This window comes from Ruegeria sp. AL3 (genome assembly GCF_056536065.1).
On record NZ_JBQFJG010000001.1, the window covers coordinates 336,489 to 357,947 of the forward strand.

At 59.1% G+C, this 21,459-nt stretch carries 20 protein-coding genes; 11 read left to right on the plus strand and 9 right to left on the minus strand.

Features of this window, described 5'->3' with window-relative positions; genetic code table 11:
* Nucleotides 1–11: 11 nt before the first annotated feature.
* Together ACR3E6_RS01675 and ACR3E6_RS01680 are read right to left on the minus strand one after the other, a co-directional pair.
* Nucleotides 12–524 carry a tetratricopeptide repeat protein gene (locus tag ACR3E6_RS01675; protein ID WP_480485520.1) on the minus strand — a complete coding sequence of 171 codons (513 nt, stop codon included), beginning with the start codon at nucleotides 522–524 and terminating at the stop codon, nucleotides 12–14.
* A gap of 84 nt (nucleotides 525–608) precedes the next feature.
* Nucleotides 609–1,091: an Lrp/AsnC family transcriptional regulator gene (locus tag ACR3E6_RS01680; protein WP_171615577.1), complete on the minus strand. Its 483-nt coding sequence runs from the start codon at nucleotides 1,089–1,091 to the stop codon at nucleotides 609–611.
* A gap of 108 nt (nucleotides 1,092–1,199) precedes the next feature.
* On the opposite strand from ACR3E6_RS01680, the gene putA reads away from it, so the two are divergent.
* On the plus strand, nucleotides 1,200–4,598 hold the full coding sequence (gene putA / locus ACR3E6_RS01685; protein WP_480485522.1) for a bifunctional proline dehydrogenase/L-glutamate gamma-semialdehyde dehydrogenase PutA: 3,399 nt from the start codon (nucleotides 1,200–1,202) through the stop codon (nucleotides 4,596–4,598).
* 42 nt (nucleotides 4,599–4,640) lie between these two features.
* Complete coding sequence (locus ACR3E6_RS01690) at nucleotides 4,641–5,384, plus strand: rhomboid family intramembrane serine protease (protein WP_171634305.1); 744 nt, start codon at nucleotides 4,641–4,643, stop codon at nucleotides 5,382–5,384.
* Between the two features lie 18 nt (nucleotides 5,385–5,402).
* On the opposite strand, the gene ACR3E6_RS01695 is transcribed toward ACR3E6_RS01690, so the two are convergent.
* Both ACR3E6_RS01695 and ACR3E6_RS01700 read right to left on the minus strand, forming a co-directional pair.
* A complete protein-coding gene (locus ACR3E6_RS01695) occupies nucleotides 5,403–6,188 on the minus strand; it encodes an inositol monophosphatase family protein (RefSeq protein WP_171722777.1) in 786 nt (261 codons plus the stop codon).
* 98 nt (nucleotides 6,189–6,286) lie between these two features.
* The gene (locus tag ACR3E6_RS01700; RefSeq protein ID WP_171723621.1) at nucleotides 6,287–7,192 is read right to left on the minus strand and encodes a LysR family transcriptional regulator; all 906 of its coding nucleotides are present in this window, start codon (nucleotides 7,190–7,192) and stop codon (nucleotides 6,287–6,289) included.
* Nucleotides 7,193–7,286: 94 nt separating this feature from the next.
* Here ACR3E6_RS01700 and metF point away from each other — a divergent pair, with 94 nt between their 5' ends.
* Both metF and ACR3E6_RS01710 read left to right on the plus strand, forming a co-directional pair.
* Nucleotides 7,287–8,153, plus strand: a complete 867-nt coding sequence (metF, locus tag ACR3E6_RS01705) for a methylenetetrahydrofolate reductase [NAD(P)H] (RefSeq protein ID WP_480485524.1) — start codon at nucleotides 7,287–7,289, stop codon at nucleotides 8,151–8,153.
* A gap of 230 nt (nucleotides 8,154–8,383) precedes the next feature.
* Nucleotides 8,384–9,049 carry a J domain-containing protein gene (locus ACR3E6_RS01710; protein WP_171722775.1) on the plus strand — a complete coding sequence of 222 codons (666 nt, stop codon included), beginning with the start codon at nucleotides 8,384–8,386 and terminating at the stop codon, nucleotides 9,047–9,049.
* Between the two features lie 49 nt (nucleotides 9,050–9,098).
* Here the strand turns inward: ACR3E6_RS01710 and ACR3E6_RS01715 are convergent, their stop codons facing one another.
* Nucleotides 9,099–9,617: a YHS domain-containing (seleno)protein gene (locus tag ACR3E6_RS01715; RefSeq protein ID WP_171634317.1), complete on the minus strand. Its 519-nt coding sequence runs from the start codon at nucleotides 9,615–9,617 to the stop codon at nucleotides 9,099–9,101.
* 235 nt (nucleotides 9,618–9,852) lie between these two features.
* Here ACR3E6_RS01715 and yghU point away from each other — a divergent pair, with 235 nt between their 5' ends.
* Nucleotides 9,853–10,731: a glutathione-dependent disulfide-bond oxidoreductase gene (gene yghU, locus ACR3E6_RS01720; RefSeq protein WP_480485527.1), complete on the plus strand. Its 879-nt coding sequence runs from the start codon at nucleotides 9,853–9,855 to the stop codon at nucleotides 10,729–10,731.
* 60 nt (nucleotides 10,732–10,791) lie between these two features.
* Here the strand turns inward: yghU and ACR3E6_RS01725 are convergent, their stop codons facing one another.
* Nucleotides 10,792–11,580, minus strand: a complete 789-nt coding sequence (locus tag ACR3E6_RS01725) for an SseB family protein (protein WP_480485528.1) — start codon at nucleotides 11,578–11,580, stop codon at nucleotides 10,792–10,794.
* Nucleotides 11,573–12,160, minus strand: coding sequence for a uracil-DNA glycosylase family protein (locus ACR3E6_RS01730; protein ID WP_480485530.1), 588 nt, complete (start codon nucleotides 12,158–12,160; stop codon nucleotides 11,573–11,575). Before ACR3E6_RS01730 ends, ACR3E6_RS01725 begins: the two co-directional genes overlap by 8 nt.
* Nucleotides 12,161–12,408: 248 nt before the next feature.
* Between ACR3E6_RS01730 and ACR3E6_RS01735 the strand changes: the two genes are divergently transcribed.
* Genes ACR3E6_RS01735 through ACR3E6_RS01750 form a run of 4 tightly spaced genes read left to right on the plus strand, consistent with a single transcriptional unit; the run spans nucleotide 12,409 to nucleotide 16,974 of the window.
* On the plus strand, nucleotides 12,409–13,068 hold the full coding sequence (locus ACR3E6_RS01735) for an ABC transporter ATP-binding protein (protein WP_152458943.1): 660 nt from the start codon (nucleotides 12,409–12,411) through the stop codon (nucleotides 13,066–13,068).
* Nucleotides 13,046–14,623, plus strand: coding sequence for a KpsE/RkpR family capsule polysaccharide export protein (locus ACR3E6_RS01740; RefSeq protein WP_480485532.1), 1,578 nt, complete (start codon nucleotides 13,046–13,048; stop codon nucleotides 14,621–14,623). Before ACR3E6_RS01735 ends, ACR3E6_RS01740 begins: the two co-directional genes overlap by 23 nt.
* A gap of 5 nt (nucleotides 14,624–14,628) precedes the next feature.
* The gene (kdsA, locus tag ACR3E6_RS01745) at nucleotides 14,629–15,462 is read left to right on the plus strand and encodes a 3-deoxy-8-phosphooctulonate synthase (protein WP_480485534.1); all 834 of its coding nucleotides are present in this window, start codon (nucleotides 14,629–14,631) and stop codon (nucleotides 15,460–15,462) included.
* Between the two features lie 15 nt (nucleotides 15,463–15,477).
* Nucleotides 15,478–16,974 (plus strand): phosphomannomutase/phosphoglucomutase, encoded by a 1,497-nt coding sequence (locus ACR3E6_RS01750; protein WP_171634338.1) that lies wholly within the window; start codon nucleotides 15,478–15,480, stop codon nucleotides 16,972–16,974.
* A 47-nt stretch (nucleotides 16,975–17,021) separates the two neighbouring features.
* Here ACR3E6_RS01750 and ACR3E6_RS01755 read toward each other — a convergent pair whose 3' ends face one another.
* Nucleotides 17,022–19,031, minus strand: coding sequence for an AsmA family protein (locus tag ACR3E6_RS01755; RefSeq protein ID WP_245223429.1), 2,010 nt, complete (start codon nucleotides 19,029–19,031; stop codon nucleotides 17,022–17,024).
* Nucleotides 19,032–19,071: 40 nt separating this feature from the next.
* On the opposite strand from ACR3E6_RS01755, the gene rimO reads away from it, so the two are divergent.
* The gene (gene rimO, locus ACR3E6_RS01760; protein ID WP_480485537.1) at nucleotides 19,072–20,460 is read left to right on the plus strand and encodes a 30S ribosomal protein S12 methylthiotransferase RimO; all 1,389 of its coding nucleotides are present in this window, start codon (nucleotides 19,072–19,074) and stop codon (nucleotides 20,458–20,460) included.
* Nucleotides 20,461–20,572: 112 nt separating this feature from the next.
* Nucleotides 20,573–20,932: a hypothetical protein gene (locus ACR3E6_RS01765; RefSeq protein ID WP_480485539.1), complete on the plus strand. Its 360-nt coding sequence runs from the start codon at nucleotides 20,573–20,575 to the stop codon at nucleotides 20,930–20,932.
* A gap of 136 nt (nucleotides 20,933–21,068) precedes the next feature.
* Here the strand turns inward: ACR3E6_RS01765 and ACR3E6_RS01770 are convergent, their stop codons facing one another.
* Nucleotides 21,069–21,257, minus strand: coding sequence for a hypothetical protein (locus tag ACR3E6_RS01770; RefSeq protein ID WP_480485541.1), 189 nt, complete (start codon nucleotides 21,255–21,257; stop codon nucleotides 21,069–21,071).
* Nucleotides 21,258–21,459 lie beyond the last annotated feature (202 nt).

Here is a 21,459-nt window from a genome sequence, read left to right on the forward strand (position 1 = left end):
CGATCCGGCTGTCAGATATCTTCTCCGGGCGGCTCCAGAAGGCCGCCTGGCTCCAACAAGGACCGCTCGGACAGCCACGGGTTGAGCTCAAGCGCCTCGGACAGTGCTGCACGCGCGTCTTCCAAACGTCTCAACCCCATCAGGGACAAAGCCCGCCCACTTAGCGCACCGATATGGTTTGGCGACATTTCGATCGTGACATTCAGGTCGCGCAATGCCGCGTCAAAATCCTGCCTCAGGTAGTTTACAAAAGCCCGCTGATTGTAGCCTTCGGCGTAATCCGGGCAATATTCGACAAGTTGGTTGAAATCGTCCAATGCGCCCAACAAATCCCACGCCTCTCGTCGCGCCATTCCACGATCCAGCAGGGTCTGCGATCGGGCATCCGGCGCGTCTGTCCAAAGTTCCCACATTTTATTCGAGATGACCCGGGCGTCGCTTTGCGATTGCGCCTTTTGGACCTGCTTGATCAGCGCATCCACACCTTCGATATGATCCGGAGCCGCGGGGCATGTCTCGGCCATGGCCGAGCATGAAAACGCGATCAGTAGAAACGTTGCAGCACAGGTTCGCATTACGAAACAAGGGTGGACCATAATTCCACCGCGTCAAGGCTGATGTTCAAAACCGCCCAGCATACCGGTTTCCTTCACGGCCTCCATCGCAACAAAAGTTGAGGTATTGGCGACATGCGGCAGAGACGAGATCTTCTCGGCCAATACACGGCGGTATTCCGACATCGTGGCGGTGCGCACTTTCAGAAGATAGTCAAAATTGGACGCGATCATATGCGCCTGCTCGACCTCGGCGGTTTTGCGGACGGCTGCGTTGAACTCGGCCAGCGCCTTTTCGCGGGTATCGGTCAAACGCACTTCGACAAACGCGACGTGATCCAGGCCCAACCGGATCGGATCCAGCATCGCCCGATACCCCTGGATTACTCCGCTTGCCTCAAGCCGTTTGAGCCGCGCTTGCGTCGGAGATTTCGACAGCCCGATCTCGCGCGCAAGATCGGCCACCGAGATACGACCATCCTCGGCCAGAATTTTTAGAATCGACCGGTCGAACCGATCCAGATCAGGAAAGCTCATTTGCGCTGTTTTTTGCCGAATCTTCAGAACACAGGCCTTCCAATAGCTAATATTCGGGCCGCTGTCCTGAATTTTCCGCATTATATTATCAAAAAGACCGGAGGACATATGTCACACAGCCTGCGCACCCTCATCGATAGCTCAACCTACGCCGATCAGTCGGCAGTTCTGGATACACTGATCTCTCAGGCGAACCTGACAGACACGGATCGCAGCGCCATCGGCACCGCCGCTGCGCAGCTTGTGCGCGACATCCGGTCCAGCACCTCTCCGGGGTTGATGGAGGTGTTTCTGGCCGAATATGGCCTGTCCACCGACGAAGGTATCGCCCTGATGTGTCTGGCCGAGGCGCTGTTGCGCGTGCCGGATGCCGACACAATCGATGCGCTGATCGAAGACAAGATCGCGCCCTCCGATTGGGGCAAGCATCTGGGGCAATCCTCGTCCTCGTTGGTGAACGCCTCGACATGGGCACTGATGTTGACCGGAAAGGTGCTGGACGAGGGCAAGGCGTCTCCGGTCGGGGCGCTGCGCGGTGCGATCAAGCGGTTGGGCGAGCCGGTGATCCGCACTGCCGTGGCACGCGCGATGAAAGAGATGGGCCGGCAGTTCGTTCTGGGGGAAACTATTCAGTCCGCCATGGATCGCGCACGCGGGATGGAGGAGAAGGGCTATACCTATTCCTACGACATGCTGGGCGAAGCGGCCCGAACCGAAGCGGACGCGGCGCGCTATCACCTGTCCTATTCCCGCGCCATCTCGGCCATTGCCGAGGCCTGCACCCATGACGATATCCGCGCCAACCCGGGCATTTCGGTAAAACTGTCCGCCCTGCACCCCCGTTATGAGCTGGCACAGGAACAGCGTGTGATGGACGAGCTGGTGCCGCGACTGCGGGCACTGGCACTGCTGGCCAAGGCGGCCGGAATGGGCCTGAACGTCGATGCAGAAGAGGCGGATCGCCTGTCGCTGTCGTTGCAGGTGATAGAGGCGGTGATGTCCGACCCGGCCCTTGCCGGCTGGTACGGGTTTGGCATCGTGGTTCAGGCCTATGGCCCGCGCGCAGGCCTGGTACTGGATACGCTGTATGGCATGGCCGAAGGTCACGATCGCCAGATTATGGTGCGATTGGTCAAAGGCGCCTATTGGGATACCGAGATCAAACGCGCGCAGGTCGAAGGTGTGGATGGCTTTCCCGTCTTCACGCACAAGGCGACAACCGACATCTCCTATATCGCCAATGCACGCAAACTGCTGGGCATGACCGATCGGATTTATCCGCAATTTGCCACGCACAACGCGCACACGGTCAGCGCCATCCTTCACATGGCCAAGGATCAACCGTTCGAGTTCCAGCGCCTGCACGGCATGGGTGAAACCTTGCATCAGATCGTGATGGACAAGCAGAACACCCGGTGCCGCATCTATGCACCGGTGGGGGCGCATCGCGACTTGCTGGCTTATCTGGTTCGGCGCTTGTTGGAGAACGGCGCGAATTCATCCTTCGTCAACCAGATTGTGGACGAAGATGTGCCACCGGAAGTGGTCGCCGCCGATCCGTTTGTTGCGGTCCGGACCCCTCCGCCCGCACTGCCGACCGGGCCGGAATTGTTCCAGCCTGAAAGACCGAATTCCAAGGGTTTTGACCTGCATCACACACCAACCCTGGATCAGATTGATGCGGCACGGGATCAGTTCCGCGCCCATCATTGGTATGCGCAACCCTTGCTGGCCGATGCGGCTAAACCCGATGCGGATGAGCCGGTGATCAATCCGGCACGACCTCAGGACAAGCCCGGCGCGGTGGCCCCAGCCAGCGCGGCGGATGTGGAAATGGCATTGGCCTCGGCCAACCCCTGGGATGCCCCCGCTGCCGAACGCGCCCGCATCCTCAATGCCGCAGCCGATCTTTACGAAGCTCATTATGGTGAGTTGTTTGCCCTGCTGGCGCGCGAGGCCGGGAAGTCGCTGCCCGATGCGGTGGCCGAACTGCGCGAGGCGGTGGATTTCCTGCGTTACTATGCAGCCAACATCCCCGATGCCGAACCCGCGGGGATTTTCACCTGCATCAGTCCGTGGAACTTCCCGCTGGCGATTTTCTCTGGGCAGATCTCTGCTGCGCTGGCAACCGGAAACGCGGTTCTGGCCAAGCCTGCGCCCCAGACCCCCCTGATCGCACATCGTGCCATTCAGCTTATGCACGAGGCGGGGGTACCACGCGATGTGCTGCAACTGTTGCCGGGTGGGCCTGCCGTGGGTGCGGCGCTGACGTCGGATCCGCGCATCTCGGGCGTGGCCTTCACTGGGTCAACAGACACCGCGCTGAGAATCCGTGCGGCGATGGCCGGATCCATGCGCCCCGGTACGCCGCTGATCGCGGAAACCGGCGGTCTGAATGCGATGATCGTCGACAGCACCGCCCTTCCCGAACAAGCCGTGCAATCGATCATCGAAAGCGCCTTTCAGTCGGCGGGCCAGCGCTGTTCCGCCCTGCGCTGCCTGTATTTGCAGGAAGACATCGCCGATGACGTTCTGACCATGCTCAAAGGGGCGATGGATGCGCTGTCGGTCGACGACCCCTGGCTTTTGTCGACGGATTGCGGACCGGTGATCGACGAACAGGCCCGTCAGGGCATCGCCGAACATGTGACCAAGGCGCGCAACGAAGGGCGGGTGCTGAAGGAGCTTCCGTTGCCGCCCGAAGGCATCTTTGTTGCTCCGACGCTGATCGAGATCCCCGGCATCGCCGCGCTGGAACGCGAGGTGTTCGGCCCGGTGCTGCACGTCGCCCGGTTCAAATCGCAAGAGATCGACAAGATCATCGCCGATATCAACGCCACCGGATACGGCCTGACCTTCGGCCTGCACACCCGCATAGACGACCGCGTGCAGCATGTGACCGAGGCAATCCATGCGGGCAACATCTATGTAAACCGCAACCAGATCGGCGCCATCGTCGGGTCTCAGCCCTTTGGTGGCGAAGGATTGTCAGGCACCGGCCCCAAGGCGGGTGGGCCGAACTACATGATCCGGTTCTGCGCACCCGACCGTCAAAGCACGGCGGATACCTGGGGCGCCGTGGCTGATCTGCCTGCTGCACAAGGTCAACCTGCGCCGGTCAAAACCCGGTCCCTGCCCGGCCCGACCGGTGAATCGAACCGCCTGAGCGTGTATCCCCGTCCGCCTCTTCTTTGCTTGGGACCCGGAGCGGCCGCAGCGCGTGCGCAGGCCGATGCTGTATCTGCGCTGGGTGGCACCGCCATTCAGGCGACCGGGATGCTTGACCTGCACCGGTTGGAAAACCTGACCGGCATTTCGGGCGTGTTGTGGTGGGGAGACGAGGAAACAGCGGGGCAGATCGAACACCATCTGGCGCGCCGCGACGGCCCGATTATGCCGCTTATTCCCGGCAAGCCCGACCGCGCGCGTGTTCTGGGTGAACGCCATGTCTGCGTGGACACGACCGCGGCGGGTGGAAACGCCGTGTTGTTGGGAGGTGCGGCATAAGCTTGCCTTGACGCTGGGCGCACAAAAGCCCAGCGTCACGGCATGTTTCCGATCCGCGACCATAACCCCTCGGGGCGCACACCTTATGTTGTCTATGCCTTGCTGGCGGCCAATATCCTGATCTTCCTCAGCTATGTGGGGATCATGAATGATGGGCCACGGATCGGCAGGCTGTTTTTCGACTACGCCATTATTCCGGCGCGGGTCAGCGACGGGTTCGGGCTGGAAACCCTGGTGACATCCATGTTCCTGCACGGGGGGTGGATGCACTTGGCCGGCAACATGCTGTTTCTGTGGATCTTCGGTGACAATCTGGAAGACGAGATGGGCCATCTGCCCTTCCTGCTGTTTTACATGGCGGCAGGAATCGGCGCGGGCCTGATTCACGTCATCACCGGGCCCGAATCCCAAGTTCCCACTGTTGGGGCCTCGGGCGCGATTGCGGGCGTGATGGGCGGGTATCTGCTGCTGTTCCCGAAAGCACGGGTGGATATCCTGCTGATCCTGATCGTCTATTTCAGGGTCTTTACCATCCCCGCCTTCATCATGCTGGGCGTCTGGCTGGCGATACAGTTCTTTGGCAGCGTCACCAGCAATCCGGACGAAGGCGGCATCGCCTATTGGGCCCATACCGGGGGATTTGCCGTTGGCCTGATCCTGTGCATCCCGCTGTGGCTGAGACGCGGCGGAATTCAGTTCTGGGATCGCACCCACGGACATCCGCCCCACCCGGAAGCGAGGTACAAGCTGTCACAATCCCGCATTCCGCGCGTTCCGCGCCGCTAAAGCCGGTTCAAAGGGCGCCTAGCCCCGGATCACCTTGGCGAACTGATCGAAGATCGGTTCGTTCGAACAGATCACTTCACCATCTTCCAGCACGTTGCCTTCAGGGTTAAGCGCCTGCACGAAGCCGCCAGCCTCTTTGACGATGATCACACCGGCAGCCAGATCCCACGCATTCAGGCGGCGTTCCCAAAAGCCTTCGTACCGGCCTGCGGCCACATATGCCATATCCAGCGCGGCGGCGCCCCAACGACGCACACCGGCGCAGGCGGGCATCAGACGCGCCAGATCCTGCAAAGTCGCAGGCAGATCCGAGCGGCCACCAAAGGGCAGACCGGTCGCGAAGACCGATTCAATCATGCGATGACGACCCGACACGCGAATACGGGTGTCGTTCATCCAAGCGCCTTCACCTTTTTCAGCAAAGAACATCTCGTCCTTGGCGGCGTCATAGATCACGCCGGCAACGATCTTGCCCTTGTGTTCCAGTGCTATGGAAATCGCCCAATGCGGCAGGCCGTGCAGGAAATTGGTGGTGCCGTCCAGCGGATCGACGATCCAGCGGCGGGTCGGATCCTCACCATCGACGGAGCCGCCCTCTTCGGCCAGCCAGCCATAGGTCGGTCGTGCGCCCAGCAGCTCTTCTTTCAGGATGGCTTCGGCGGCGATGTCGGCCTTCGAGACGAAATCACCGGCGCCTTTCATCGACACCTGCAGATTCTCGACTTCACGGAAATCCTTGACCAAAGAACGCCCCGCCTTGCGCGCGGCCTTGATCATGATGTTGAGATTTGCGCTGCCAACCATTGTCAAAAGGCTCCTGTCCGGTCAAACCGCGCGTATACTGCCGCAATGCGCCCTTGCCAAGAGGAATGATGCGCATAACAGACCCGCAGGAAACGCCGTTACTGGGATTGCAGCTTGCGCGCTTCTTCCCGGGCCAGTTTCACCAGTTCCTGCACAAAGGGTTTCTCCAGATCTTCCGAACGGACCGCGGCATAGAGACGCCGTGTAATGCCCTCTTTCGTCAAGGGTCGGGTGACGTAGTCCGAGTTGTATTTGACCTCGCGCACGACCCAATCCGGCAGCACTGAAATGCCCCGGTTCGATGCCACCAGCAGAAGGATGACGGCGGTCAGTTCCACCTGCCGGATCGTGGCAGGCTCAACCCGCGCCGGGATCAACAGCTGGCTGAACACATCCAGACGCGTGCGTTCCACTGGATAGGTGATCAGGGTCTGGCCGCGAAAATCCTCGGCCTCGACATAGTCTTTCTTGGCCAGGGGATGGGTCGAAGCGGCCACAAACACCGCGTTATAATCAAAAAGTTCGACAAACTCGACACCCGGCAGGTCTTCGGGATCGGACGAGACCACCAGATCGACCTCTTCCTTCTGCAAGGCCGGAAGCGCGTCGAAGGCAAGACCAGGGCGGATATCGACATCCACGTCGCCCCAGGATTTCCTGAAGGATTCGAGCACCGGGAACAGCCATTCGAAACAAGCGTGGCATTCGATGGCTATATGCATCCGCCCCGTGCGCCCGTCCCGCAGCGAAGAAAACTCATTCTGGGCGGCTTCGACCTGCGGCAGAATTTGCTCGGCCAATCGCAACAGGCGCAAACCGGCAGCCGACAGTTTCATGGGTTTGGAGCGGCGCAGGAACAGCTCGACCCCGGCCTGATCCTCCAACCCTTTGATTTGATGGCTCAATGCGGACTGGGTGATGTTCAACTGATCCGCAGCGCGGGCCAGCCCGCCGCATTCATGGATCGCCTTGATGGTGCGCAGGTGCCGGAATTCAATATGCATTTCAAACAGCATTCATGTTGTTGTTGAGTAATATGAGTTTGTTTCACAATGCATGCCATGGCACAAGAGGCTCAGTTGATCCAGTGAGGCCACGATGTCCAAACCTGAAATTTCCTTCGAGTTCTTTCCGCCCAAAACTCTGGAAGCCTCTTTCCGCCTTTGGGACACGGTCCAGACATTGGCCCCTTTGGATCCCCGTTTTGTTTCCGTCACCTACGGCGCTGGTGGCACGACGCGTGAACTGACGCGCGACGCGGTTTCGACCCTGCACAAGTCATCGGGCCTGAACGTGGCCGCTCATCTGACCTGTGTCGATGCTTCGCGGCAGGAAACGCTGGAGATCGCAGACACCTTTGCCCGCGCCGGCGTGCAGGACATCGTCGCCCTGCGCGGCGACCCGCCAAAGGGTCAGGACAAGTTTGTGCCGCACCCCGACGGGTTTTCCAGTTCTGTTGAACTGATCGAGGCACTGGCCGAAACCGAAATGTTCAGCATTCGTGTCGGGGCCTATCCCGACACCCACCCCGAGGCTGCAAACATGGCTGCGGATGTGGACTGGCTGAAGGCCAAGCTGGACGCAGGTGCAGACGAAGCGCTGACGCAGTTCTTCTTCGAAGCCGAAACCTTTTTCCGGTTCCGCGATGCTTGCGCCAAGGCCGGCATCGACAAACCGATCGTGCCGGGCATCCTGCCGATCGAGAACTGGGCAGGCGCCCGCAACTTCGCCAAGCGCTGTGGCACGCATATTCCCCAGTGGGTCGAACAGGCGTTTGAAAAAGCGGTGCGCGACGAGCGTGAGGATATGTTGGCCACGGCAATCTGCACAGAGCTGTGTTCAGACCTGATCGAAGGCGGCGTGGACAAGCTGCATTTCTATACCCTGAACCGTCCCGAATTGACGCGCGATGTCTGCTTTGCACTGGGCATTACACCGCGCGTTGAACTGGAAAACGTCGCCTGACTTTCAAAAAATCCAATGGTTCGCCCGGGTTACGTTTACGCCCGGGCGTTTGTCGTTTCGGAAGATGTGTACTGTTTCACAACCACGCCTATAAAACGGCGCCTTTGAGGGACAATTGAATCTCAACATCGCGATTGTTGTCACCAGCCCCGCAAATCATTCTTGAAAATTGACAAAACTATGACTGTGACCACACTGGCAATGTGTAGTTTGTAAAGAGTGTTTTGAGTATGGAACCTGTCGATAAAGTGCGGGCACGCGCGGATGCGTTGGCGGATCTGGGGTTGAGCCCCTGCGCCGGTTCCCAAGAGATCAGGGACGCATGGAGGCAGATCGCATTCCATTCACACCCCGATCACAAGGATGGGGACAGTTCCGGTTTTTCGCGCGCCAAGGCGGCTTATGATTTTCTGCGCAAAGAAGGTTTGGTTATGAAAGGTGGTGCCAGTTCCGGCCCTCCGCAACCGCGCCGACCCCGTTTGAAGAAGCGCATCATCGAACTTCCGCTGGAGGATATCGCCGCCTGCAAGGCGATGCTGAATCCCGACCAGAGGTTGCCTCAAATGCACGATGAAGCGGATGTTCAGGACAGATCTGATGCATGTGTCTCGGATCACGTTCCCGACGCGGTCGGGTGTTACGGGCGGCATCTGACCTATTTTGTCACCACGCCCGTGCATCATGGGGCAAATCGCGTGGCCTTGCCGACGACCGTCCTGACCAACGCGCGCCACACCGAGGCTGAAATTTTGAGCTTTCAGTCAAAAGATACCGGCGCCGGAGAAGTCATCATCCCCGATACGATCCGCGAACGGAAGTTTCCGGGCGCCAAGAGCGTGCGGATCAGGTTTGATGCCGATCAGGATATTCGGGATCAATTCTGGCTTGCGGGGTAACGGCCTCTGCCCGGCTGGACCAGCCGGGCTTGGGTCTTTTGAGGCAGGATCAGTTTGAAACCGGGCCTTCCGACGTGAATTTCGGGATCACATTGGTCGAAGCGTCGCTTGGTTCGATACCGGGCCAGTTTCCTTCGGCAAGATTGATATTGCCTGGAATGTCTTCCTCGAAAAATCCGACAACCACGTCGGTGATGTTGAGATACAGCTTGTCATCCACGATCCGCCACAGGTTTGGATTTGCAGGAACCTTGCCACCACGCGACACGCCGTAAGCGCAGTGCCCATCATATTGCGGCGCGTAGTATGCCGGGTTTTCAAGGAATTTGTCGCGGTTTTCCTCGGTCGCAAAAGCCCAGGTCGCACCGTTGTACTCGGCGGTGATGTTGGCATTTCCGCGCACACCTTCGGGCTGCGACTGGCCCACCGGCATCTGATCCAGGCTGCGATAGGCAACGACATCATAACCCGAAACAGCAAAACCTGTGCCGTCGATATATTGAGGGCCGGCAAAAGCCGGAACCGCCAGAGCTATGGCCGCAGCGAGTGTCAATGCAAAGCGTTTCATGTCGTTCATCCTTTTCGGGTCAACTAAATCCGTGATGCCTTGCGGCAGGTCTGACAGGACAATATGCGATTCCCAAGCGGTGCGTAGTCCCCCTAACGCCGCTGTGACCCGACACGAGAAAACGTGAGAGTTTGGCGGCGGATTGTTACAGAATACGCCAGTTGAGTGGGGTTGGACTCGGCGGTTTGCAATATTAGCTGTATGGCAGCCCTGACATAGGCAAGAAAGGCAAGAGATGAGCGACCAATCCTCGTATACCCCTCCAGCGGTCTGGACCTGGGACAGTAAAAGTGGCGGACAATTCGCCAACATCAACCGACCGATCGCCGGAGCGACCCATGACAAGGACCTGCCGGTCGGACAGCATCCTCTTCAGCTTTACTCGCTCGCGACACCCAATGGCGTAAAAGTCACGGTGATGCTGGAAGAGCTGTTGGCACTTGGTCATGAAGGCGCTGAATACAACGCCTGGCTGATCAACATCGGAGAAGGCGATCAATTCAGCTCGGGCTTTGTCGAGGCCAACCCGAACTCGAAAATCCCCGCGCTTTGGGATCGGTCAGGTGACAAACCTGTTCGTGTTTTTGAAAGCGCCTCGATCCTGTTCCATCTGGCTGAAAAGTTCGGCGCGTTTCTGCCCGCATCCGGCCCCGAGCGGACCGAGGTGATGAACTGGGTGTTCTGGCAGATGGGCAGCGCGCCTTACCTGGGCGGTGGGTTCGGGCATTTCTACGCCTATGCACCCGAGAAATGGGAATACCCGATCAACCGTTTCGCCATGGAGACCAAGCGCCAACTGGATGTTCTGGATCGTGAACTGGCGGAGAAAACCTTCATCGCGGGCGAAGACTATTCAATCGCCGACATGGCGATTTGGCCCTGGTATGGCCAGTTGGTTCTGGGCCGCCTTTACAGCGCGGCAGAGTTCCTGGACGTGAAATCCTACAGGAACGTCATGCGATGGGCCAAGGCAATCGACGCGCGCCCGGCGGTTCAGCGCGGCCGCATGGTCAACCGCGCCTTTGGCGAGCCGCACACGCAGCTTCACGAACGCCACGACGCCAGCGATTTCGAAACCCGCACGCAGGACAAGCTGGAAGCGGCAGCGGAATAAACATATCTTAGGCGCTATGACACGCGGTGCAGCTTGCGCCGCGTGTTTGTGTTTGGATGGTTATTTCAGAATGGGTGGGTTGTCCGGATTGCTGCCGGGGGCTTCGCGGACCGCTTCGGCAATTTGCGGCTGGGGCAGATCAAACCGAAGGCCCACCTTGGCCAGAAGCGCGGCGGCGGCCTCGCTTGCGGTGAAAAACCCGACATCCATCGCGCCTGCCTCAATCCCGGAAAAGGTCAGCGCCTCGGACGCGGCCTTGGCCAAAGCGGGCTCGGCCCCCTCGATGGCATCGACAAATCCCAACAGATGGCCCTGCGCGCCCGATTTGGACTTGGTGGCAACCAGATAGGCCGCGCTTGCAAGTCCGCCTGCCGTCGCCAGTTTCGCATCCAGCGCGGTCAGCAGGGCCTGCGGCAGGCCGGCAGGGGGCAAAAACTCGGCAAGCTCTTCCTCGACCTTTTGCGGGCGGTGCTGCAACGTTTCAGCCAACCATTCCAGGGCTTCCGCCGGGACCAGCATCGAAGATGGCGCAGTCTCCAGGTTCAGACCAAGCCCGATGCCCTGCCCCGAAAGCATCCCCGAAAGCACCCGCCCCGACAGCGCTACATAAGGCACGGGCCGCCCGGCAAACTGCGCCAGCCGGTCCTCACGATCAAAGGCCAGAACAAAGCGCCCGTCAGCCACATCGAACAATTCGGGCGAGATATTCTCGTCCCGCGCTTCTTCGGTCAGCATCAGAAACAGCTCGCTATCCGCAAGCCGTTCGAAGAAACGCAGACGAGCGGCATCACTTGTCGGGTCCGCCTGCATCGCGGCATGCGCAGTGTCCAACGCCGTGGATTCAGTCATTCAGCACCTCTTGGACCCGTGCACGCAAAACAGGCAGCAGTTCAGCCTCGAACCACGGATTTTTCTTCAACCATGCCGTATTGCGCCAGGACGGGTGAGGCAAGGCAAAGACCCGCGGCGCATGGTCCCGCCAGTTGCGGACGGTGTCCGTAACCGACCCGCGCGCGCCAAGATGAAACTTGTGTGCATGACCTCCGACCAACACGGTCAGCGGCACACGCCCCAGGTCCTGCATCACCCGGTCATGCCAGGTCTTGCGGCAAATCGCAGGTGGCGGAAGATCAGCATTGCGCGCATCATACCCCGGAAAGCAGAACGCCATCGGTACAATCGAAACACGGTCGCGATCGTAAAAAACCGTCTCATCAATCCCCAGCCAGTGCCGCAGCCTGTCGCCGGACGGGTCGGTGAAGGGCCGCCCCGACTCGTGCACACGGGCGCCCGGTGCCTGCCCCGCGACAAGGATCGGTGTTCCGGGGCGGAACCAGACCACCGGGCGCGGCTCGTGTGCGGTTTTTGTTTGCGCGAACCTGTCGGCACACAAGCGGCAGGCGCGGATTTCCTGACGTATAGCGTTCATATGATCGTGAAGGCCCCTGCCCATCCCGTCTGTTGTCGGCTGCCAAAACAGATAATAACGACCTGACGCGGCACCAAGTGACCGATAACCTTTGCTGCACCCAATCAGACATTCATGCGCGCAGCCGGACCGCATTGATCATTTGTTTCATAATTCGACATAATGTAGCCAACATGGGCCGGTAAAAAATACCCTTTCTGGCCGCCCGCAAGTGCGACAACACAAACGAAACGAGCAGCAGACCGCGAATGCTAGAATTCGACAACGTCAGCAAATCCTTCTGGACCGGAACGCGCCGCAAGGTGATTCTGGATCGGGTCTCGTTTCGGGTCGAACTGGGTACCTCACTGGGCGTTCTGGCCCCGAACGGAACCGGAAAAACCACGTTGATCAACATGATGGCCGGCCTGGAGAAACCCGACGAAGGCGTGGTCCGCCGCGAATGCCGGGTGTCCTTTCCCATGGGGTTCACCGGTGGCGTGTCGGGAAAACTGTCAGCGCTTGAGAACGCGCGCTACATCGCCAAGATCTACGGTATGGACCCCGACTATATCGAGGCCTATTGCAAATGGCTCTGCGGTCTGGGCGAATATTTCGACCAGCCCCTTGCCACTTACTCCTCTGGGATGAGGGCGCGTTTCACCTTTTCTTTGATGCTGGCGCTGGACTTTGACATGTATCTCATCGACGAAGGGATGCCGGCGACAACAGATGTCGAATTCAACGAAAAGGCAGGGGCGATCCTGAAGGAAAGGTTGCGCACGACGACTTTGGTAATCGTATCGCACAGCCCGTCCGTGTTGGAGAAATTCGCCCAGAAAGCGGCCGTACTTCTGGACGGGCAATTGTATATGTTTGACTCCTTGGAAGAGGCAAAGCAGCTGTATGACTACGAAACCCAAGGTTAGAAAATACAACTGGCGCCGCAGACGCCAGACGGAAAACTCGGCCGAGGCGCGATCGGACGCCATCTCGCGTATTCGCAACGCGACGCAAGGCCCTGCGGCCGCCGACGAAGCACAGCCCGGGACGCAGCTGGACGACATCAAGCGCGAAGGCCTGACGGGCCGTCAATTGCGTATCGCACGACGTCTGGCGCAGAAACACGGTCTGGCCGCGACGTCGGACTATGACGCGGTGCGATTGCTGCGCAAAAAGGGCATCGACCCCTTCCAGCGCACCAATCTTCTGGACCTTGCCGCCGCAAGGCCATCGGACGAGGGTGACAAACCCAAGGACAGGATCAACGTTCAACTGCCGCAGGCCATGGGTGCCGAGAAAACAAATCTGCCCGGGCCCGAGCTCAGCCCGGCTGAGCGGCGCAATTTTGAAATTGGCCAAATCCAAAAAGACATCGCCCGTCGTCGCAAGCGTAAATTGCTTGGACTGTTCGCGCGTCTGGCGGCCTTTGTGTTCCTGCCGACCTTCATTGTCGGTTTGTATTTCTACCGCATCGCCACGCCGATGTATGCCAGCGATTCCGAATTCCTGATTCTGCAAGCGGATGGCGGACCGGGCAATATCGGCGGTCTGCTTGCCGGCACGCAATTCGCCACCACACAGGATTCGATCTCGGTTCAGTCCTTTCTGGAATCGAAAGAAGCTTTGCTGTTGCTGGACCGCGATGCCGGGTTTTCTGATGTTTTCAAGCAGGAATGGATCGACCCGATTCAAAGACTGGCGCCAGACGCCTCGCTTGAAGACGCCTATAAGCTGTTCAAACGCATGATTACAATCGGCTATGACCCGACCGAAGGGGTCATTCGGATGGAGGTTGCCGCCCCCGACGCGCAGACATCGACCGAATTTTCCGAGCGCCTGATTTCTTATGCCGAAGACAGGGTGAACGCCTTGTCCGGAAAAAAACGCGAAGACCAGATGCGCGACGCGCTGCAAAGTTTCGAAGCGGCGCAGGAAGCGCGCAGGCAGGCTCAGGAAGAGTTGATCGAGCTTCAGCTTCAGGGCGCTGTTCTTGACCCCGAAAACGTCATTGCCAGCCTGCGTGCCCGCATCAACGAAATCGAAATACTGGTTCAGGACAAAGAGCTTGAGCTCGCCGCGCTTCAGGACAACCTGCGCCCGAACAAGGCAAAGGTTGATGGCGTCAAGGCAGATATCGCCCGCCTGGAAAAAGTTCTGAGAGAACTGAATGCCGAGATGCAGGATGCCTCGGACGGCGAAAACTCGCTGGCGCGGCTGAGCGTGCGTATCCAGATCGCGCAGGCGGACCTGGCGGCGCGTGACATGATGCTGCAAACGGCAATGCAGCAAATGGAAGCGACCCGGTCCGAAGCCAACCGGCAGGTGCGCTATCTGACCGTCTCGGTCAACCCCGTTCCCAGTCAGGAACCCAGTTATCCGCGCAAGTTCGAAAATACGATTTTGGCATTCCTGTTGTTTGCTGGTATCTACCTGATGATCTCGCTTACCGCGTCGGTCCTTCGTGAACAGGTATCCTCATAAAACTCATGAAACATGTTAAAATCTCCGACCTGACAGTCGGCAACGACCTTCCGCTGACCATCATAGCTGGGCCATGTCAGCTTGAAACGGCAGACCATGCGCAGATGATTGCGGGCAAAATGAAAGAAGCCTGCGACGCAGCCGGGGCGCAATACGTCTTCAAGGCGTCTTATGACAAGGCGAACCGGACATCCCTGTCGGGCAAGCGTGGCATGGGCATCGATGCGGGGCTGAAGGTACTGGATGACATCCGTAAAACGATGGGCATCCCGGTTCTGACCGATGTTCATACCGAAGCGCAATGCGCCATCGCCGCCGAGGCGGTGGACGTTCTGCAAATTCCGGCATTCCTGTGCCGTCAGACCGACATGCTGCTGGCGGCCGGCAACACCGGAAAAGCGGTCAATGTGAAAAAGGGGCAATTCCTTGCACCTTGGGAAATGACCAACATCGTCGACAAAATCGAAAGCACCGGAAATCAGAATATACTGCTGACCGAACGTGGCACCTCATTTGGCTACAACACGCTGGTTGCCGATATGCGTGCGCTGCCCCAAATGGCGAAGACCGGGTATCCGGTGGTGATGGACGCCACCCATTCCGTGCAGCAACCCGGAGGCAAGGGCGGGTCTTCGGGCGGACAACGCGAATTTGCACCGGTGATGGCCCGCGCCGCGGTTTCTCTGGGTGTCGGGGCCGTGTTCATTGAAACCCATCAGGATCCGGACTCGGCCCCATCGGACGGGCCAAATATGATCCCGCTCGATCAGATGCCCCAACTTGTTGACACATTGATGCAATTTGATGCGCTTGCTAAAGAGAATCCGATTCAGATTTAACGATTGAGAATTCTTATGATCAAACCCCTCACCGAGGTAACGCCCAACAGCTGGACCTTTCTGCGCGACGCGATGATCACGCCCACCGGGTTCCGTGAATACGACGCCCGTTGGAAATATCCCGAAGAGATCAACCTGCCCGGCATGACCGCGCTTGGGCTGGGGCTTGGCACGCAGATGCACAGGCGCGGGATCGAGCCTGTGATCGCGGTCGGCAACGACTATCGCGATTATTCATTGGCGATCAAAAATGCCCTGATGCTGGGCCTGATGCAGGCTGGTATCCGTGTCAAAGACATCGGTCCAGCGCTCAGCCCCATGGCCTATTTTGCGCAGTTCCATCTGGATGTGCCTGCGGTGGCCATGGTCACCGCCAGCCACAACCCGAACGGCTGGACCGGGGTCAAAATGGGTTTTGACCGCCCGCTGACCCATGGCCCGGATGAGATGTCGGAACTGCGTGACATCGTTCTGAACGGCGAGGGCGTCGCGCGCGAAGGCGGCTCGTACGAGTTCGTCGATGGCGTCAAACAGGCCTATATCGACGACCTGGTCGGGGATTTCAAAATGTCCCGTCCACTGAAAGTGGTCTGCGCGACCGGGAATGGCACGGCTTCGGCCTTTGCGCCCGAGATTTTCGAACGGATCGGGGTTGAGGTCGTGCCCAGCCATAACCGGCTGGACTATACCTTCCCCAACTACAACCCGAACCCGGAAGCCATGGAGATGCTGCACGACATGGCCGCCACGGTGAAATCCAGCGGTGCCGATCTGGCGTTGGGGTTTGACGGTGACGGAGACCGCTGCGGCGTCGTCGATGATGAGGGTGAGGAGATTTTTGCCGACAAGGTTGGCGTCATCATGGCCCGCGACCTGGCCAAGCTTCACCCCGGATCGACCTTTGTTGCGGATGTGAAATCCACCGGTCTGTTCGCCAGCGACCCCGAGTTGCAGGCCCTGGGCGTCAAAGCCGATTACTGGAAGACCGGCCACAGCCACATGAAGCGCCGCGTCAAGGAAATCGGGGCACTGGCAGGGTTCGAAAAATCAGGCCACTACTTTTTGGCCGAACCGATCGGGCGTGGATACGACTGCGGGATGCGTGTCGCGGTCGAAATCTGCAAACTGATGGACCGCAACCCGGGCAAGAGCATGTCGGACCTGCGCAAGGCCCTGCCCAAGACCTGGTCCACGCCCACGATGTCACCCCACGCCGCCGATACCCAGAAATATGATATCCTTCAGCGGCTGGTCGACAAGCTGGTCGCCAAGGGAGATGCGGGCGAAACACTCGCAGGCCGCGCAATCAAAGAAGTGGTTACGGTGAACGGCGCACGTGTGATTCTGGACAACGGCAGCTGGGGTCTGGTGCGGGCTTCGTCCAATACCCCCAATCTGGTCGTCGTCTGTGAAAGCAGCGAAAGCGAGGCTGAGATGCGCGCCATCTTCGCGGACATTGACGCCGTCATCCGAACCGAGCCCGGTGTCGGCGATTACGACCAAACCATCTGAAAACAACTGCTTGGGGCATATCCCGATGCCCCAAGCACGATGGTTGCTCAGTCGCCGCCGAATAATTTGAGCAGACCTTTTTTTGCCTCTTCTTCAAGCTTGTTCTTGATGGCGTCTTCGATCTGGTCACTGTCGGTGATCGTCGTATCCAATTCGTTTCCGACCTTTTCAAAAACCTTCTGTTTGGCGTCGTCTTCCAGTTCTTTGACCTTCACATCCGCCGCCGCCTCGATCACCTTGGTCAGGTCCGGCTTGATCGACGGGTCGCTCCAGGGGCCTTTGATGCGAACGGGAACCGATATCCCCTGCCCGGAATTGGCCCGCAGCGCCACGGGCGTGAACAGATAGTCGATGTTGCGAGCCCCCAGATCCACGGTGCCGGTGCCATCTGCGCGGAAATTCTTCAGTGACATGAGCAGATCGCTGTTCGTCAACACGCCCTGGTCGATGGTGAAACTGGCCGTCAGGCTGTTGAACACGGTGGTTCCGCCTGATCCGGTACCCTGCCCCATCAATCGGTCCAGATCGAGCCCGGAAATCACTCCGGGACCGACATCCAGGTTTCCCTTGCCGCTGAGGGACCGCATGATCTGATCCTCGGACTGGCCGACACCCAGAAACTCAAACGCTCCCGCAGCGGTTCCCGACAGGCGTTTGACCCCGGCCATCGTGGTCAGTGCCTGTTTCAGATCGATCCCGGTGGCGGTCACGTTGCCGCCCACAGACAGGCCGTTGCGGTTGTTGGCCACCACCTGACCGTGCAACTGACCCGCAAACAGCGTGGCCGGGTGCATTTCCAGAACGGCCCGCGACCGATCCAGCGACAGGGTCAGATCGCTTTTGCCGAACGTCATCCCGGGCACGGCGATCGAGTTCGCCGTCAGGCGGATTTTACCGTTCGCCAATGCCAGAGCAGACGCGTCTATAGGGTCCGTCGACCACCCCTCAGGTGCAGGAGCGTTTGCCTGAGACGTGCCGCCTGAGGCAGAAGCAGTTTCGGAAATCCGCGACAGATCCAGATCACCGGCTTCCAGACGGGCCACGATACGCGGCGGGTCCGAAATGGTTATATCCGCCTCACCCACGAACCGGTTGTCATCCAATTGCGCAACCATGTTCCGCATGGAAACCCGCCCATCCTGCGTATACGTCATATGCGCTGAAATGTCGGCAGTCTCGCCCAATCCGGGCGGTACGGATGTGCCAGCCTGACCGAAGGCGGCAAGCATCCCTTCAGTGTCACGCGTTACGACCTTGGTGGTTCCATCCATTTCACCCGCAAGATTGACGCGTCCGTCAAATCCGATCTCTCCGCCCGGGGCCGTCAAAGCCAATTCCAGATCAGTCACTGACCCGGCGGCAAATGCCGGCAAGTCCGGGATTTTCAGGTCAACCTGAACCGCACCTCCGGGCACTGGCATGGCGGCCTCCATCACCAACGGGGCCGCCACCTCGGGCCAGCTCGCAGATAGTGTCACGCCCGAGAAATCCATCTGCGTCGAACCGTTTTCCACGTAAATCAGCCGTGCATTCGTCAGTTCCAGCTGATCCAGCGTGACCTGCCCCGAATGCTCAGCGGGCGTCGTGCCCCCGGTCGCGACCGCAGTTGTCGCGGTTGTCTGGGCGCTCAATTCCCAATTGCCGCGACCATCGGATCGTTCCAGCCGCAACACGGGATTGTCTGCAAAAACACGTTTGATCCGCAAATCCCCGTTCAACAGCCCGGCAGCGTCCACTCCGACAGCCAGGCTATCCGCGCTGAGCATCGGCTCCGGTCCGGCCCAGCTTGCGTTGCCGAAACGTACCGGCCCGGTTTCCATCCCGACCACCGGCCAGAAGGAAATGCGCACATCACCGGTCAGCGTCAGATCACGGCCGGTCTGGGCTTTGACCTGCTCGGCCAGAATCGCGGCAAGCTTTTCCCCCGGCATCAGCAACAGCGCGCCGATGATCAACGCGATCACGGCGACAACGATAAACAGGATGCGCATCAGCCATTTCATTTTCTGCTCTCCGCCTTTTGGCTTGTCATTGCCGTGATCATTCAAATCACGCATCACATTTGCAAGGGGAAGCTTTCCCGACTATATGCCGCGCATGACGACAAACCCTCCGAACCTCCGCCCCGACCTGGCGCCTTCTGCCCGGATCACCGAGACACCCCAATCGAACCAGCCAACCATCGGCATGGTGTCTTTGGGCTGCCCGAAGGCGTTGGTCGACAGTGAACGCATTCTGACCCGACTACGTGCCGAAGGATACGGCATTTCGCCAGATTATGCCGGGGCCGATGCCGTCATTGTGAACACCTGCGGGTTCCTCGACAGCGCCAAAGCGGAATCGCTGGACGCGATTGGAGAGGCGCTGGTGGAAAACGGCAAGGTCATCGTGACCGGCTGTCTGGGGGCCGAGCCGGATTACATTCGCGAGCATCACCCTCGCATCATGGCTGTCACCGGCCCACACCAATACGAGCAGGTGCTGGATGCGGTGCACGCCGCCGTGCCCCCCGATCCTGATCCGTTCGTGGACCTGTTGCCCGCCAGCAGTGTGCAGTTGACGCCGCGCCACTACAGCTATCTGAAAATTTCCGAGGGCTGCAACCACAAGTGCAAGTTCTGCATCATCCCCGACATGCGCGGAAAACTGGCCAGCCGCCCGGCGCATGCGGTTCTGCGCGAGGCGGAAAAACTGGTGCAAAACGGCGTGCGCGAATTGCTGGTCATCAGCCAGGACACTTCGGCCTATGGGCTGGACCGGAAATACGACATCAACCCGTGGAAAGACGGTGAAGTGCGCAGCCATATCACCGATCTGGCGCGCGAGCTGGGGCAGCTCGATGCCTGGGTGCGGCTGCACTATGTGTACCCTTATCCGCATGTGCGGGACCTGATCCCACTGATGGCGGATGCCGGGTGCAACGTGCTGCCTTATCTGGATATCCCGTTTCAACACGCCCACCCGGATGTGCTGAAACGCATGGCCCGCCCGGCCGCGTCGGCCAGAACGTTGGATGAAATCAAGGCCTGGCGCGCGATCTGCCCGGATATCACCCTGCGGTCGACCTTTATCGTCGGCTATCCGGGTGAGACGGAGTCGGAATTCCAGACCCTGCTGGACTGGATGGACGAGGCTCAACTGGACCGGGTCGGGTGTTTTCAGTATGAAAACGTCGATGGCGCGCGGTCAAATGGCCTGCCCGATCACGTTCCGGCCGAAATCAAGCAAGAACGCTGGGATCGCTTCATGGAAAAGGCACAGGCGATCTCGGAGGCCAAGTTGCGGGCGAAGGTCGGACAGACGCTTGAGGTGATCGTGGACGAGGTCGACGACGAGGCCGCCACCTGCCGCACCAAAGCAGACGCGCCCGAGATCGACGGTAACCTGTTCATCGATGAGGGGTTCGAAAACCTCAGGCCCGGTGACATCGTCACGGTCGAAGTGGACGAGGCCGGAGAATACGATTTGTGGGGCAAACCCGTCTAAGGTCTGACACCGCATCGAGCACACGGCATATGGGCAAAGCGTGAACCGAGTTTATTGGCCGAACACGCGGTCAGACCCGATCTTGGACTGAAAGCCAATCATGGAGGTTTTCATGTCTCGTATCTTCAAGCTTGGCCTGAATTGCGTGGTTTTCCTGATGGCCGCGCATTTCGTGGCCACTCCCGGTTACGCCCAGCCTACACAGGTCGGCTCTGCCGGATTCACTACGGTTGGCGGCAAACACCTGAGCTTTCACAAAAACGGCCGTCACAAGATAAACCGGTATTACGTGGCCCCAAAGGCCAGGTCACATGCCAAGCGGCCCAAGGCGCATATCAAAAAGCCGGCCCCGGTTTATCGATACACCGCCCCCAAACGGCGTGTCCTCGGGCATATCCCCTACGGGTCGGTCAAGCGACAGAAATTCAAGTCATTCAAGTTCAAGCATACCTACGGCTTCAAAAGGCACTAAACAGGGTTCACGCAACGCGAAGAACGCAACCTGTCCGATAGCCGAGAAATCGCAGGCAAGAAAAAACCGCCACAACTGGTGGCGGTTTTTCCCGAAAGCGTACAGGCGGTCCGGGTCCGGGCCGCCTGCGAATGGCTTACTGAGTGATTGGGTCACAGACCGTTTGGCCAGCCTCGGTTGTGGCCAATTGATAACCACCTGGACAGCTGGGTGTGCCGGCTTTGTCATAGCTGGGCTGAATGTAAACAGGTGTCGGTTCTTCCTGCTGCGCACAGGCAGTCAGGATCAGTGCAAATGCGCCAACGGCAGCGAGTTTCAGTTTCATGTCCGTCAATCCTTTATTACTTTTCTGATATTGCCCAGCTTTTCGGGGCCAGGTTAAGAATACGGGCTGAACGACAATCTGGCAACTGAATCGATCACGTCTTCGTGAGTCACAGCGAATCCATGCCAATCCAATGGCGCAATGACGTTCTTTGAGGCGTAAAACCTATCCTTCTGACTCCGGCGCCCTAAACTGTTGCAGC

What these genes read in the sequence shown, in the direction of transcription:
- ACR3E6_RS01675 (WP_480485520.1), bottom strand. Translation starts at nt 524, where the DNA reads ATGGCCGAGACATGCCCCGCGGCTCCGGATCATATCGAAGGTGTGGAT.
- ACR3E6_RS01680 (WP_171615577.1), bottom strand. Translation starts at nt 1,091, where the DNA reads ATGAGCTTTCCTGATCTGGATCGGTTCGACCGGTCGATTCTAAAAATT.
- putA (WP_480485522.1), top strand. Translation starts at nt 1,200, where the DNA reads ATGTCACACAGCCTGCGCACCCTCATCGATAGCTCAACCTACGCCGAT.
- ACR3E6_RS01690 (WP_171634305.1), top strand. Translation starts at nt 4,641, where the DNA reads ATGTTTCCGATCCGCGACCATAACCCCTCGGGGCGCACACCTTATGTT.
- ACR3E6_RS01695 (WP_171722777.1), bottom strand. Translation starts at nt 6,188, where the DNA reads ATGGTTGGCAGCGCAAATCTCAACATCATGATCAAGGCCGCGCGCAAG.
- ACR3E6_RS01700 (WP_171723621.1), bottom strand. Translation starts at nt 7,192, where the DNA reads ATGCATATTGAATTCCGGCACCTGCGCACCATCAAGGCGATCCATGAA.
- metF (WP_480485524.1), top strand. Translation starts at nt 7,287, where the DNA reads ATGTCCAAACCTGAAATTTCCTTCGAGTTCTTTCCGCCCAAAACTCTG.
- ACR3E6_RS01710 (WP_171722775.1), top strand. Translation starts at nt 8,384, where the DNA reads ATGGAACCTGTCGATAAAGTGCGGGCACGCGCGGATGCGTTGGCGGAT.
- ACR3E6_RS01715 (WP_171634317.1), bottom strand. Translation starts at nt 9,617, where the DNA reads ATGAAACGCTTTGCATTGACACTCGCTGCGGCCATAGCTCTGGCGGTT.
- yghU (WP_480485527.1), top strand. Translation starts at nt 9,853, where the DNA reads ATGAGCGACCAATCCTCGTATACCCCTCCAGCGGTCTGGACCTGGGAC.
- ACR3E6_RS01725 (WP_480485528.1), bottom strand. Translation starts at nt 11,580, where the DNA reads ATGACTGAATCCACGGCGTTGGACACTGCGCATGCCGCGATGCAGGCG.
- ACR3E6_RS01730 (WP_480485530.1), bottom strand. Translation starts at nt 12,160, where the DNA reads ATGAACGCTATACGTCAGGAAATCCGCGCCTGCCGCTTGTGTGCCGAC.
- ACR3E6_RS01735 (WP_152458943.1), top strand. Translation starts at nt 12,409, where the DNA reads ATGCTAGAATTCGACAACGTCAGCAAATCCTTCTGGACCGGAACGCGC.
- ACR3E6_RS01740 (WP_480485532.1), top strand. Translation starts at nt 13,046, where the DNA reads ATGACTACGAAACCCAAGGTTAGAAAATACAACTGGCGCCGCAGACGC.
- kdsA (WP_480485534.1), top strand. Translation starts at nt 14,629, where the DNA reads ATGAAACATGTTAAAATCTCCGACCTGACAGTCGGCAACGACCTTCCG.
- ACR3E6_RS01750 (WP_171634338.1), top strand. Translation starts at nt 15,478, where the DNA reads ATGATCAAACCCCTCACCGAGGTAACGCCCAACAGCTGGACCTTTCTG.
- ACR3E6_RS01755 (WP_245223429.1), bottom strand. Translation starts at nt 19,031, where the DNA reads ATGCGTGATTTGAATGATCACGGCAATGACAAGCCAAAAGGCGGAGAG.
- rimO (WP_480485537.1), top strand. Translation starts at nt 19,072, where the DNA reads ATGACGACAAACCCTCCGAACCTCCGCCCCGACCTGGCGCCTTCTGCC.
- ACR3E6_RS01765 (WP_480485539.1), top strand. Translation starts at nt 20,573, where the DNA reads ATGTCTCGTATCTTCAAGCTTGGCCTGAATTGCGTGGTTTTCCTGATG.
- ACR3E6_RS01770 (WP_480485541.1), bottom strand. Translation starts at nt 21,257, where the DNA reads ATGAAACTGAAACTCGCTGCCGTTGGCGCATTTGCACTGATCCTGACT.